The sequence below is a fragment of the Reyranella sp. genome (assembly GCF_965228225.1).
Taxonomy (GTDB): Bacteria; Pseudomonadota; Alphaproteobacteria; order Reyranellales; family Reyranellaceae; genus Reyranella.
In genome coordinates, this window is sequence record NZ_OZ245801.1 from 1,484,511 (window position 1) to 1,497,472 (window position 12,962).

General features: G+C 66.8%; 9 protein-coding genes. 5 read left to right on the forward strand and 4 right to left on the reverse strand.

Annotated features, from left to right (window positions below):
* The first annotated feature begins 34 nt into the window (after positions 1 to 34).
* Entirely contained in the window at positions 35 to 1,054 is a 1,020-nt protein-coding gene (locus ACO07K_RS07160) for a hypothetical protein (RefSeq protein WP_422035217.1), read from the forward strand.
* 177 nt (positions 1,055 to 1,231) lie between these two features.
* Entirely contained in the window at positions 1,232 to 2,311 is a 1,080-nt protein-coding gene (locus ACO07K_RS07165; RefSeq protein WP_422035218.1) for a DUF5625 family protein, read from the forward strand.
* Positions 2,312 to 2,332: 21 nt separating this feature from the next.
* Here ACO07K_RS07165 and uvrA read toward each other — a convergent pair whose 3' ends face one another.
* Both uvrA and ACO07K_RS07175 read right to left on the reverse strand, forming a co-directional pair.
* On the reverse strand, positions 2,333 to 5,221 hold the full coding sequence (uvrA, locus tag ACO07K_RS07170; RefSeq protein WP_422035219.1) for an excinuclease ABC subunit UvrA: 2,889 nt from the start codon (positions 5,219 to 5,221) through the stop codon (positions 2,333 to 2,335).
* Between the two features lie 75 nt (positions 5,222 to 5,296).
* The gene (locus tag ACO07K_RS07175) at positions 5,297 to 6,541 is read right to left on the reverse strand and encodes an MFS transporter (RefSeq protein ID WP_422035220.1); all 1,245 of its coding nucleotides are present in this window, start codon (positions 6,539 to 6,541) and stop codon (positions 5,297 to 5,299) included.
* A 178-nt stretch (positions 6,542 to 6,719) separates the two neighbouring features.
* Between ACO07K_RS07175 and ssb the strand changes: the two genes are divergently transcribed.
* Positions 6,720 to 7,232: a single-stranded DNA-binding protein gene (gene ssb, locus ACO07K_RS07180; RefSeq protein ID WP_422035221.1), complete on the forward strand. Its 513-nt coding sequence runs from the start codon at positions 6,720 to 6,722 to the stop codon at positions 7,230 to 7,232.
* A 3-nt stretch (positions 7,233 to 7,235) separates the two neighbouring features.
* On the forward strand, positions 7,236 to 8,846 hold the full coding sequence (locus ACO07K_RS07185; protein WP_422035222.1) for a DUF4166 domain-containing protein: 1,611 nt from the start codon (positions 7,236 to 7,238) through the stop codon (positions 8,844 to 8,846).
* On the opposite strand, the gene ACO07K_RS07190 is transcribed toward ACO07K_RS07185, so the two are convergent.
* Together ACO07K_RS07190 and ACO07K_RS07195 are read right to left on the reverse strand one after the other, a co-directional pair.
* On the reverse strand, positions 8,833 to 9,264 hold the full coding sequence (locus tag ACO07K_RS07190) for a thiol-disulfide oxidoreductase DCC family protein (protein ID WP_422035223.1): 432 nt from the start codon (positions 9,262 to 9,264) through the stop codon (positions 8,833 to 8,835). The genes ACO07K_RS07185 and ACO07K_RS07190 overlap by 14 nt on opposite strands.
* Positions 9,261 to 9,902: an HAD family hydrolase gene (locus tag ACO07K_RS07195; RefSeq protein WP_422035225.1), complete on the reverse strand. Its 642-nt coding sequence runs from the start codon at positions 9,900 to 9,902 to the stop codon at positions 9,261 to 9,263. The genes ACO07K_RS07190 and ACO07K_RS07195 overlap by 4 nt, the downstream gene beginning before the upstream one ends.
* Before the next feature lie 177 nt (positions 9,903 to 10,079).
* On the opposite strand from ACO07K_RS07195, the gene gyrA reads away from it, so the two are divergent.
* On the forward strand, positions 10,080 to 12,932 hold the full coding sequence (gene gyrA, locus ACO07K_RS07200; RefSeq protein WP_422035226.1) for a DNA gyrase subunit A: 2,853 nt from the start codon (positions 10,080 to 10,082) through the stop codon (positions 12,930 to 12,932).
* The last annotated feature ends 30 nt before the right edge of the window (positions 12,933 to 12,962 follow it).

Genomic DNA, 12,962 nt, shown 5'->3' on the forward strand with positions numbered 1-12,962 from the left:
TCCGTGAGTGAGTAATCACTCAATTATGAAATCGGTGGCCTTTATCGATTCGGTGGGCGGCGGGGCCGACGCCCACCTGCACAACCGGACGACCGAAGCCCTGGCGGTGCGCGACGCCTGTCTCGGTTGGCTCCCGCTGGGGGGACTACTGGCTCGCATCGCCGATCCGATCGTCCGCGCCTGGATGACGCGGGCAGGGACTGCCTACGCCGCCGAGATCGACAGCGTCGCCCGCACCCTGAAGAAGCCAGGCATCTGGCTCCTGCACGGCGCCTATCTCTTCGGCTGCACCGCGCTGGCCGACGACACCGCGCGGGGGCCGCGTCTCCGGCGCACGCTCGACTGGCCGTTCCCCGGTCTCGGCCGCCTCGTCGAGGTGAGGCGCCAGCGCGGCGCGGCCGGCGAATTCCTGAACGTCACCTGGCCGGGCTTCGTCGGCGTGCTGACCGCGGTCGCCCCGGCGCGCTTCGCCGCCTCGATCAACCAGGCGCCGATGCGCCGGCGTTGGCGGACACCGATGTTGCTGTGGCTCGATTATGTGCTGAATGCGCTACACGGCCTGCGCGGCAGCGGGCGCCTGCCGCCCGAGCATCTTCTGCGTCATGTCTTCGAGACCTGCACGAGCTTCGACGACGCGCGCCGCCAGCTCGAAACCGTGCCGGTCGCACGACCCGTCCTGTTCCTTTTGATCGGCACGCGGCCGGGCGAGCGGATCGTGATCGAGCGTGAGGAGGCGGGTGTGCGGACCTATCGCGACGACACGGTCTTCGCCAACGACTGGCGCGAACGCCATCCGAATTGGCGACCGCGCGCCTGCGGCTCGGGCGAGCCGGTCGAGAACAACATCCGCCGCCGCACCGCGCTCGCCGCTTGGTCAGAGCGCGATGCCGATGACTTCGATTGGGTGACGGCCCCCGTCCTCAACGCCTGCACGCGCCTCTCGGTCGAGATGTGCGCCGCGACGGGCCAGCTGACCGTCGCCGGCTGGGAAGCCGACGAACGAGGCAGCGCCGCCCGCGTCACCGCGATCTCGACCTTCCAGCAGGCCGTCTAGAATCCGGAGTCCTGGCGCATAAACGAAACAAACGAAATAAACGAAATAAACGAAATAACTGAAACGGATGTCGCACCCCTCGAATCAGGTGTCGTGGTGGCGGTTGAAGGAGCGATCTTGCTTGACTTCTGAAAGACATTTTCGAACGGCCGGCCGGAGCCGTCGTCGGGAGCCGCGATGAGCAAGCCGGAAGCATCCGAGCGCAAGGCAGGAAGCATGGCGGGGCTCCTGCTCACCTTGTCGATCCTGATCGGGACCCTGTTCGCGATCGCGGGCTCGGCGATCCCCGCGGTCTTCTTCTTCCCGCTGTGGATCGTAGGTGACGCGGTCATTCCCGCCTGGGACGCCATCGATCCGACCGTGCCGCGGCTACCGTCGTTACCCAAGGACACTTCTGATCTCGAGCACTCCGACGCCCGGGGCAAGGCGCTGCGGGCGAAGATCGACCAGTACTACGCGGCGCTGCCGGAGACCCGGAAGCCGTGGGTCTACAAGTACTTCGCGCCGCCCTACGTGGGTTACGCCGTCGATATCAGCAGGATCGTCCGCCACTACATTCCCGCAGGCGCATCATTCGACGAGGCGGAAAGAACTCTCACGGCGGCCGGACTCACGGTCGATTGGCCGAGACCGCCCAGCGGCGTCATGGAGCCCGACCGCAGTCCACTGCATGACTATCAGGTGAGGGCAAGCCTCGAACAGAACACCTATCCTCCCGGATACATGCGGATCTACGTACGCCTGGCGCCGCAAACACGAGGCGACTACGGGGCGAACTCGGCGGTGGGTGAGATCACAGGGTCGATCGTCAAGCAGCTCGGTGCACCGATCCCAACGGTCTCGTTTCCCCTAGATGTCAGTCGTGCCGGAACGGAGATCGACGTTCTCGTGAAGGTCGCCGAGACCCGGCCCTATCAGTTCGACCTGACGTTCCGGGCCAGAAGCGTTTCCGACCTACCGTTGCTGCGGAAGGTCAGCGGGGAGGGCCTTCGGTGGCGCGACGAGACATTGCCTAACCCGGGAAGCATCATTCCAATCCAGGTGACGGTCGCCAATGAAGGCCATCCTCCCTTCTACGATCGGACCATCGATACGCAGGGAAGCTACGCATTCGGTTACCTGAAGATTTCGAGAAGTGTGGGCGGCACCGGACTGAGCCCGGGCCTCTATCGCTTCAAGGTGACCACGCTGAAGGACATTCCCGAATTCACCGACGTGAAGGTCGACTTCACGATCACCTGGGACGCCCGCGTCTAGCTTGGCCGTCCCAAAGTAACGCTAAGCCCGCTTCTTCGCCGTCGAGCTGCGCGGCAGCAGGCGGGCGAGGTACTGGCCGGTATAGCTCTCGGCCACCTTCACAATCGCCTCGGGCGGGCCCTCGGCGACGAGGCGGCCGCCGCCCGATCCGCCGTCGGGGCCCATGTCGAGGACCCAGTCGGCGGTCTTGATGACTTCGAGATTGTGCTCGATCACCAGCACAGTGTTGCCGGTCTCGACCAGGCGATGCAGCACTTCCAGCAGCTTGCGCACATCCTCGAAGTGGAGGCCGGTGGTCGGTTCGTCGAGGATGTAGAGCGTGCGGCCGGTGGCCCGTCTTGAAAGCTCCTTGGCGAGCTTGACCCGCTGGGCCTCGCCGCCCGACAGGGTCGTCGCCTGCTGGCCGATATGGATGTAGCCGAGGCCGACCTGCTGGAGCGTCAGCAGCTTGTCGCGGATGACCGGCACCGCCTTGAAGAATTCGCAGCCCTCGTCGACTGTCATGTCGAGCACGTCGGCGATCGACTTGCCGCGGAACACGATCTCCAGCGTCTCGCGGTTGTAGCGCTTGCCCTTGCAAACGTCGCATTCGACGTAGACGTCGGGCAGGAAGTGCATCTCGATCTTGATGACGCCGTCGCCCTGGCAGGCCTCGCAGCGGCCGCCCTTCACGTTGAAGGAGAAGCGGCCGGGCTTGTAGCCGCGCTCGGTCGATTCCGGCAGTTGCGAGAACCAGTCGCGGATCGGCGAGAAGGCGCCGGTATAGGTCGCGGGGTTCGAGCGCGGTGTGCGGCCGATCGGCGACTGGTCGATGTCGACGATCTTGTCGAGATGGTTCACGCCCTCGAGCCCGGCGTGGGCGCCGGCATGCTCGCGCGCCTTGTTCAGCTGCTTGGCCAGCGCCTTGTAGAGTGTCTCGACGATCAGGGTGCTCTTGCCGCTGCCCGACACGCCGGTGACGCAGGTGAAGGTGCCGAGCGGGATGCTGGCCGTCACGTTCTGGAGATTGTTCTCCTTGGCGCCCTTCAAGGTCAGCCAGCGGCCGTTCTTGGGCGGCGGCTCGCGCCGCACCTTGGGAATCGGGACCTGGCGGAAGCCGGAGAGATACTGGCCGGTAAGGCTCGCGCTGTTGCCCATCACCTCTTCGGGGGTGCCCTGGGCGACCACGTGGCCGCCGAGCGCGCCCGCCCCGGGGCCCATGTCGACCAGATAGTCGGCCGAGCGGATCGCGTCCTCGTCATGTTCGACCACCAGCACCGTATTGCCGAGGTCGCGCAGGCGCGTGAGCGTCTTCAGCAGCCGGTCGTTGTCGCGCTGGTGCAGACCGATCGACGGCTCGTCGAGCACATAGAGCACGCCGGTCAGGCCGGAGCCGATCTGGGAGGCGAGGCGAATGCGCTGGCTCTCGCCGCCGGACAGGGTGCCGGAGGTGCGGTTCAACGTCAGGTAGGACAGGCCGACATTATCGAGGAAGCCCAGCCGCTCGTTGATCTCCTTCAGGATGCGGGCGGCGATCTCGCGCTGCTTGGACGTGAGCTTGGGGTCGAGCGCCAAGAACCACTTCACCGCCTCGCCGATCGAGAACTCGGTGGTCTGGCTGATGTTGAGGCCGGCGATCTTGACCGCGAGCGCCTCGGGCTTGAGGCGGGCGCCGTTGCAGACCTCGCACTTGCTCTCGTGCTGGAAGCGCTCCAGCTCCTCGCGCACCCAGGAGGAATCGGTCTCCCTCCAGCGGCGGTCGAGATTGGGAATCACACCCTCGAACGGCTTGGTTGTCTGGTACTGGCGGATGCCGTCGTCGTAGCGCATGGCGACCGACTCGCTGCCGCTGCCATAGAGGATCGTGTCGCGCACCTTCTTCGGCAGGTCGCGCCACGACATCGAGGTCTTGACCTTGAAGTGCTTGGCGATGCTCTCGAGCGTCTGCATGTAATACTGGCCCGACGAATCGGCCCACGGCGCCACGGCGCCTTCCGAGAGCGAGAGCCGGTCGTCCGGCACCACCATCTCCGGATCGAAGAACATTTTTACGCCCAGGCCATCGCAGGCCGGGCAGGCGCCCTGTGGTGCGTTGAAGGAGAAGAGGCGCGGCTCGATCTCCTCGATGGTGAAGCCGGAGACCGGGCAGGCGAAGCGGGCGGAGAAGACGGTACGTTCGCCGTTGTCGGCGTTCTCGGCGATGGCGAGGCCCTCGGCGAGGGTAAGCGCCGTCTCGAGCGAATCGGCGAGGCGGTTGCCGAGGTCGGGCTTCACGACGATGCGGTCCACGACCACGTCGATGTCGTGCTTGAACTTCTTGTCGAGCGCGGGCGCCTCGGCGATCTCGTAGAGCTTGCCGTCGACCTTGACCCTCTGGAAGCCCTTGCGCTGCAGGTCCTGCAGTTCCTTGCGATACTCGCCCTTCCGGCCGCGCACGATGGGCGCCATCAGGTAGAGGCGCGTGCCATCGGGCATGGTCTTGATGCGGTCGACCATCTGGGAAACGGTCTGGCTCTCGATCGGCAGTCCCGTCGCCGGGGAGTAGGGCACACCGACGCGCGCGAACAGCAGGCGCAGATAGTCGTAGATCTCGGTCACGGTGCCGACCGTCGAGCGCGGATTGCGCGAGGTCGTCTTCTGCTCGATCGAGATCGCGGGGGACAGACCCTCGATCGAATCGACGTCCGGCTTCTGCATCAGCTCGAGGAACTGGCGGGCGTAAGCCGAGAGGCTTTCGACGTAGCGGCGCTGGCCCTCGGCGTAGATCGTGTCGAAGGCGAGCGACGACTTGCCCGAGCCGGAGAGGCCGGTGATCACCACCAGCCTGTCGCGCGGCAGATCGACGTCGACGTTCTTGAGATTGTGCTCGCGCGCGCCCCGTACGGAGATGAAGCGATGCGGCTCGGCAGCGGGTAAGCGGGACTTGGCCATCAGGACCGGAACCATAAGGTATGCGCGGGATCAGCGCATATGGCGATTATCCCACAGCTCCGCCAGTGCCCTGCGTCAAGCTGGCGATGCTTGCGCTGCCAGCACCCGGGCGGTCGGCCGATCGTTCATCAGAAGCTGCGCGGTACCCGCGATCAGGCCGATCAGGACGCCGATCTTCCAGGCGAGGTCGTAGGAGCCCAGCAGATCGAAGAGATAGCCCCCACCCCAGGCACCGAGGAACGATCCGGCCTGGTGGCTGAGGAAGGCGATGCCGGTCAGGGTCGACAGGAAGCGCAGGCCGAAGATCTGCACCACCAGCCCGTTGACCAGCGGAATGACCCCCAGCCAGAGCGTGCCCATGGCGGCGCCGAACAGCACGACGGAGAGGGGCGTCGGCGGGAACATGAAGAACAGCGCCACTGCCAGGGAACGCAGCAGGTAGATCGCGCCCAGAAGCAGGCGCTTGGGGTATTTGTCACCCAGCCAACCGAACAGCCACGAGCTCAGGATGTTGAAGCCGCCGATCAGCATCAGCGCCACGGCGCTGTAGGACGGGTCCATGCCGCACTGGGCCAGATAGGTCGGCAGGTGGGTAGTGATGAAGACGAGCTGCAGGCCGCAGACGAAGAAGGCGAGCGCCATCACCACGTAGCCCGTGTGGCGCCGCGCCTCGTCGAGGGCGCCCGCCAGGGTGAGGTTGCGGTCGGTCGACAGCGTGTTGGGCAGCTTGTCCGCACGGCTGCCGATCCAGGCGGCGGGCAGCATGGCCAACGCCAGGATGACGAAGGCCCACACCGCCGCGCGCCAGCCGTCGGTATTGAGAAGGTAGGCCGCGATCGGCGCCGTCACCATGGTGCCGACGGAGCCGGCGGCCGAGACGATGCCGAAAGCCAATGTCCGGCGGCCCGGTTCGACGACGCGGGCGGCGATGTTGGCGGTGATGCCCGACGTCGTGCAGGCCAGCGCCATGCCGATCAGGACGCCAGCGCCCAGGATGATGGGCAGGACGCCTTGCGCCGTGGCGGTCAGCCAGATCCCGAGGATGTACAGGGCGCTGCCGATCATCGCGACCCACCGCGTCCCGTATTTGTCGGCGAAGAAGCCGGCAACCGGCTGGCTCACGCCCCAGGCGACCTGCTGCACGGAGATCGCCAGCGCGAAGTCCGAAATCGCGATCCCGAGTTCCTTGGAGGCCGGCGCCTGGAAGAGGCCGAGATTCTGACGGATGCCCATGGCGAGGGTCATCATCAGGGCCGCGCCGCCCAGCATGGCGTAGGCCTGGCCGGTCGAGACCTGGGGAACGTGGAAGGATTTGCTCATGGCCGGGGAAGATACGGGAGACTTTGCCGCCACAACCAATGAATTGTCGGAGGGCGCTCATGAGCAGACCTCACTTCACAACCGAAGTTAGGTGTTTCCCACAGGCTCCCGGAGCTAGGTTGCCCGCCGTGAGGTAGGTGTCGCGTCCCGCGGCGCCGGGAAAGCCAAGGAGGCCCCCATGGCGGGCAGCGTCAACAAAGTCATTCTGGTCGGCAATCTCGGCCGCGACCCCGAAGTGAAGTCCATGCAGGACGGCCGTTCGCTGGTGAACATGTCGGTGGCGACGTCGGAGACCTGGCGCGACCGCAACAGCGGCGAGCGCAAGGAACGCACCGAGTGGCACCGCGTCGTGATCTTCAACGACAAGCTGGCCGAAGTGGCCCAGAAGTTCCTGAAGAAGGGCGCCAAGATCTATCTCGAAGGCCAGCTCACCACCCGCAAGTGGACCGACCAGAGCGGCCAGGAACGCTACACGACCGAAGTGGTCATTCCGCGTTTCGGCGGCTCCCTGACCATGCTCGACGGCCGCAGCGGCGGCGGTGAGGGCGGCGGGGGCGGCGGCATGGACGACGATTTCGGCGGCGGCGGCATGTCCGGCGGCGGCGGGATGTCGAGCGGCAGTGGTGGTGGCGGGGGCGGCCGCGCTGCACCGCGTGGCAAGGCCGAGCTCGACGACGACATTCCGTTCTAGGCCGTGCGGACGCTCGTCCTGGGTGGGACGGGCGTCTTTGGCGGCCGGCTGTGCCGCCTGCTGGCGGGCGATCCTCTCGTCGATCTCACGATCGGCGCGCGTGATCGGGCCAGGGTCGAGGCTCTGGCGGCCGAACTGGGCATCGTGGGCCTGGTGCTCGATTGGCGGCGCGACCTGGACCGAGTCCTCGCCTCGCGACAGTTCGACGTTCTGGTCCATGTCGCCGGCCCCTTCCAGGGCCAGGATTATGCGGTAGCGGAAGCCTGCATCCGTCACGGCGTCCACTATCTCGACCTTTCGGACGATCGCGCCTTCGTCTGCGGCATCGACCGCCTGGATGCGGATGCCAGAGCCGCAGGCGTGTTCGTTTGCTCGGGGGCGAGCACCGCGCCCGCGCTCACCGCCGCCGTGCTCGAGCGAGCGCTGGAAGAGGGCATGGCCGTCGAGCGGGTGTCGTTCGGCATCGTGCCGGGCAATGACGCGCCGCGCGGCCGCGCCTTGATCGAGGCCATCCTGTCCGGTGCGGGAAAGCCTATTCCCGATCAGCCGGGGCGGCACGTCTGGGGCAGCCTTCGCCGCATCGCCGTGCCCGGATTGGGCAAGCGCTGGGCCGCTTCCTGCGACTTGCCGGAGCCCGCCCTGTTTCGCCAGCGTTTCGGCGTCGCGGAGACCTATGCCGGCGCGGGGCTGGAACTCCCGATCCTGCATCTCGGACTTTGGCTGCTGGCCGTGCCCGTCCGCCTCGGGGTGCTTCGCTCGCTCAGCCCGGCGGCGACGCCGCTCGCCTGGATCGCCGACCGGCTGCGCGCCTTCGGTACCGACAAAGGCGGGCTGCGCATCGATCTCGAGGGCGCCGGTGGCGCGCGCAGCTGGTCCTTGGTGGCGGAGGGCGGCGATGGTCCGTTCGTGCCGGCGATGCCTGCCGCCGCGCTGGTTCGCAAGCTGGCGCGCGGGGAAGTCTCCCAGTGGGGCGCCATGCCCTGCATCGGCCTCCTGTCCCTGGCCGAGATCGAGACCGAGTGGCTGCGGGCGTCCCTGCGCATCGCCTCCGGTTGGGGCGAGGACGGCGCCTCATTCCGACCGTCGCTCTATCGCCGCGTCCTTGGCCTTGCCTACGGCGCTATGTCCGAAGCGGGGCAAAGGCTTCATGGCGGGACGGGCGGCAACTGGAGCGGCCGGTGCTCGGTCGAGGGGCCCGCCAACCTCGCCGGGCGACTCGTGGCACGGCTGTTCGCATTGCCGCCCGCGTCGGCGGATGCCCCGATCGAAGTCGACTTCGTCGCGCGTGGCGGTCGCGAGACCTGGATACGGCGGGTCGGCGCTCGCACCATGCGTTCGCAGCAATATATCGGGCTGCGCCGGCCCGGCGGCTGGATCGTCGAGCGGTTCGGCCCGTTCGCCTTCGATCTCGCGGTGGAGGTGACGGCCGGCCGGCTCGAACTTGTGATGGCGGGGATGCGATTCGGCGGGGTGCCCCTGCCGCGCGTCTTCTGGCCTCTCATCAACGCTGCCGAGACCGAGGATGAGCAGGAGCGATTCCGCTTCGATGTCGAGATCGGCCTGCCTTGGATAGGCCGGCTGGTGCGCTATCGCGGTTTCCTCACAGGTCGATGAATCGGTCCCGCGTCTGCGGCGACGGCGCGAGGCAGGAGTCGAGGCGGCCGAACCAGCGGATCCGGTTGCGCGCAACGACGTCGTAGATCGGGTCGCGCAGGATCTTCGGGACCAGGATCAGCGGATAGAGCCCGCGCGCCGGGCCGGTCAGATGGCGCAAGGCCCGCAGCGCAGCCGTCGAGCGCGTGTAGACCCTGCCGTCCTCGAGCAGCAGGATCGTGCGGTCCAGCGTGTCGCCGGGCAGGTCGAGGGTGGCGAGGACCTGCCTGCCGAGGGAAGACTGCGCGCTGGCGAACTTGAGGCGGCCGTCGGGATCGCGCTTGAGGCAGAAGGCGACGAAGCGGCTGCACAGCACGCATTGGCCATCGAAGAAATAGAGCGGCTGCGGCAGGTCCGCCAGAGCCGGCGGGATCTTCACGCGGGAAAGCCGAGGGCCCGCAGTTCGGCCACCGTCTCTTCCGCCGAGCGGTGATGGATGCCGCCCATGCCGATGGCCCGCGCCCCGTCCACGTTTGCCATCACGTCGTCGATGAACACCGCGTCCTGTGGACTGAAACCGCCCGTCCGGCAGGCAAGCCGGTAGATGGCGGCGTCGGGTTTCCAGCAGCCGACGTTTCCGGAGACGATGAAGTCGCGGAAGCGGCCGACGAAGGGGTGTTTCGCCTGCGCCGGTCCGCGCAGCCACGCGTCGAGGAATCCGGGCGCGTTGGACAGCAGGTAGAGCGGCACGCCGGCATCGCCCAGGCGCTCGACCAGGGCCGCCATTGCCGGGAAGGCATGGTCGAGCATCTCGTCGAAACGGTCGTAATAGGCCGAAATCAACGCTTCCTTACCGGGATGGCGCGCCTGCAGCTCGCGCGTGGCGATGGCGGGATCGCCATCATAGTCCTGCCGCATGTGCCATTCGCGGGTGGTCACGTCGGCCAGGAAGGCCTCCATCTCCGCTTCGTGCGGGATCAGCTTCCGGTAGAGGTGCCGCGGATTGTAGTCGATCAGCACGCCGCCCATGTCGAAGACCAGAATGGAGGCGCGGGACGGGGCATTTTCTGGGGGCAATTCTCGGCCTTTCCGCGAGGTATTTTCGGTGCGAATTTAATCAATAATATCAAAGCATTAAAGGGCGGTCTGCCGGGCGATTTTTGTTGGTCTTCCGGGGCTTGTTTGGTAGGTTGCGGAATACCCCTGCCGGAGCCTCCGGACGGGCTGCAAGAACGAGAAAAATCCCAGGTCTCCGTGAGCGACGATACGACCCTGCCGCCGGCGCCGCCGCCCTCTGACGCGCCTCCGCCTCCGTCTTCCCCGAACGATATCGCGCCGATCACCATCGAAGAGGAGATGCGCCGCTCCTATCTCGATTACGCCATGAGCGTGATCGTGTCGCGGGCGCTGCCTGATGCGCGCGACGGGCTGAAGCCGGTGCAACGCCGCATCCTCTACGCGATGAAGGAGGGGGGCTACGACTCGACGCGGCCTTTCCGCAAGTCTGCGCGCATCGTCGGCGATGTGATGGGCAAATATCACCCGCACGGCGACAGCGCGATCTACGACGCCATGGTGCGCATGGCGCAAAGCTTCTCGATGCGCCTGCCGCTGATCTCGGGGCAGGGCAATTTCGGCTCGATGGACGGCGATCCGCCGGCGGCGATGCGTTATACCGAGGCGCGACTTGCCACGGTCGCCGAGACGCTCCTCGAAGACATCAACAAGGACACGGTCGAGTTCCAACCGAACTACGACGAGCGCGAGAGCGAGCCGACGGTGTTGCCGGCCGCCTATCCGAACCTGCTGGCCAACGGCGCCGGCGGCATCGCGGTCGGCATGGCGACCAACATCCCGCCGCACAATCTCGGCGAGCTGATCGATGCCTGCCTCGCGCTGATCGCCAATCCGGAGCTGACCGTGCCGCAGCTCATGGAATATGTGCCGGGCCCGGACTTCCCGACCGGCGGCCTCATCCTCGGCCGCAACGGCATCCGCGCCGCTTTCGAACTCGGCCGTGGCTCGATGATGATGCGGGCCAAGACCAACATCGAGCAGAAATCCGGCGGCCGCGAGTCGATCGTCGTCACCGAAATTCCGTATCAGGAGAACAAGGCTCGGCTGCACGAGCGCATTGCCGAGGTGGTGCGCGACAAGAAGGTCGAGGGCATCTCCGAGATTCGCGACGAGAGCGACAGGGACGGCGTGCGGCTGGTCATCGACCTGAAGCGCGACGCCATGGCCGACGTCGTGCTCAACCAGCTCTATCGCTTCACGCCGTTGCAGACGAGCTTCAGCGTCAACGCCCTGGCGCTCGACGGCGGCCGCCCGAAGCTGATGAGCCTCAAGGAGCTGCTCGAGGCCTTCATCCGGTTCCGGGCCGAAGTGATCACCCGGCGCACCCGCTTCGAGCTCAACCATGCACGCGACCGCGCCCATGTGCTGGTCGGTCTCGCGATCGCTGTCGCCAATATCGACGAGGTGATTGCGATGATCCGCAGTTCGCCCGATCCGAACGTGGCGCGCGAGCGGCTGATGGCGAAGGACTGGCCGGCCGCCGACGTGAAGCCGCTGATCGACCTGATCGCCGAGCCCGGGCGGGAAGTGTCGGCCGAGGGAACCTACCGGCTCTCCGAGGCGCAGGCCCGCGCGATCCTCGAGCTGCGCCTGCAGCGCCTCACCGGCCTGGAGCGCGACAAGATCGCCGAGGAGCTGACCGAGGTCGCAAAGCTGATCGAGGGCTATCTCGAGCTGCTGGGCGATCGCGACAAGCTGTTCGCGCTGATGGGCGAGGAGCTGCGCGAGATCAAGGAGAAGTACGCCACGCCGCGGCGCACGCAGATCGTCGACAACGAGTTCGAGCAGGACGTCGAAGATCTGATCCAGCGCGAGGACATGGTCGTGACGGTGACCCATGGCGGGTACGTCAAGCGCGTGCCGGTGTCGGCCTACCGGGCGCAGCGGCGCGGCGGCAAGGGCCGCTCCGGCATGGCGACGCGCGAGGACGATTTCGTGTCGAGTCTGTTCGTGGCCAACACGCATACGCCGGTGCTGTTCTTCTCCAGCCGGGGCATCGTCTACAAGCTCAAGGTCTGGCGGCTGCCGCTCGGTGCCCCGCAGGCGCGCGGCAAGGCGTTCGTGAACCTGCTGCCGCTCAGCGAGGGCGAGACCATCAGCGCCGTCATGCCGATGCCGGAGGACGAATCGAGCTGGGCCAAGCTGAACGTCATGTTCGCGACGGCGCGCGGCGGCGTGCGCCGCAACGAGCTCAGCGACTTCACCAGCGTCAACCAGGGCGGCAAGATCGCCATGAAGTTCGAGGGCGAGGATGCCGGCGATCGCCTGATCGGCGTCGGCGTCTGCACCGAGGAGCAGGACGTGCTGCTGGCGACCCGCCAGGGCCGCGCCATGCGGTTCCCGGTCTCGACGGTCCGCGTCTTCGCCAGCCGCAATTCGACCGGCGTTCGCGGCATTGCGCTGGCCGACGGCGACGAGGTGATCTCGATGTCGCTGGTCGACGGCGGCAAGGGAATCCCGACCGAAGACAGGGACGCCTATCTTCGTCAGTCGCGGGCCCTGCGGCAGGCAGAGAACGCCTCAGAGGCGGGCGAGCCGCTGGTGGAGACGACGGAAGAGGAGGTCGCTGTTGGCGAGGAGGCGGCTTCGACCGCCCATATCCTGTCGCCCGAGCGATTCGCCGAGCTGCGTGCGAAGGAAGAGCTCGTGCTCACGGTCGCTTCGTCCGGCTTCGGCAAGCGCACTTCGGCCTACGAGTACCGGGTGACCGGTCGCGGCGGCAAGGGTGTGGAGCTGATGAGCCTGGCCAAAGGCGGCGAGATCGTGGCGGCCGTGCCGGTGCTCGACACCGACGAGGTCATGCTGGTGACCGACGCCGGCACGCTCATCCGCTGTCCTGTGGATGGAATCCGGATCGCGGGCCGGGCGACGCGCGGCGTGCGCATCGTCAACGTGAGCGAGGGCGAGCGGGTCGTGACCGCCGTTCGGATCGGCGACGACGATGCCGGCAACGGCGGGAGCGGCGACGTTCCGGCGGAGCCGAATACGGGAACGGATCAGGACTCCAGTTCCGAAACAAACGGTGGATAAGGACCGGTCGTGTCGCTAAGACTTCGCCGT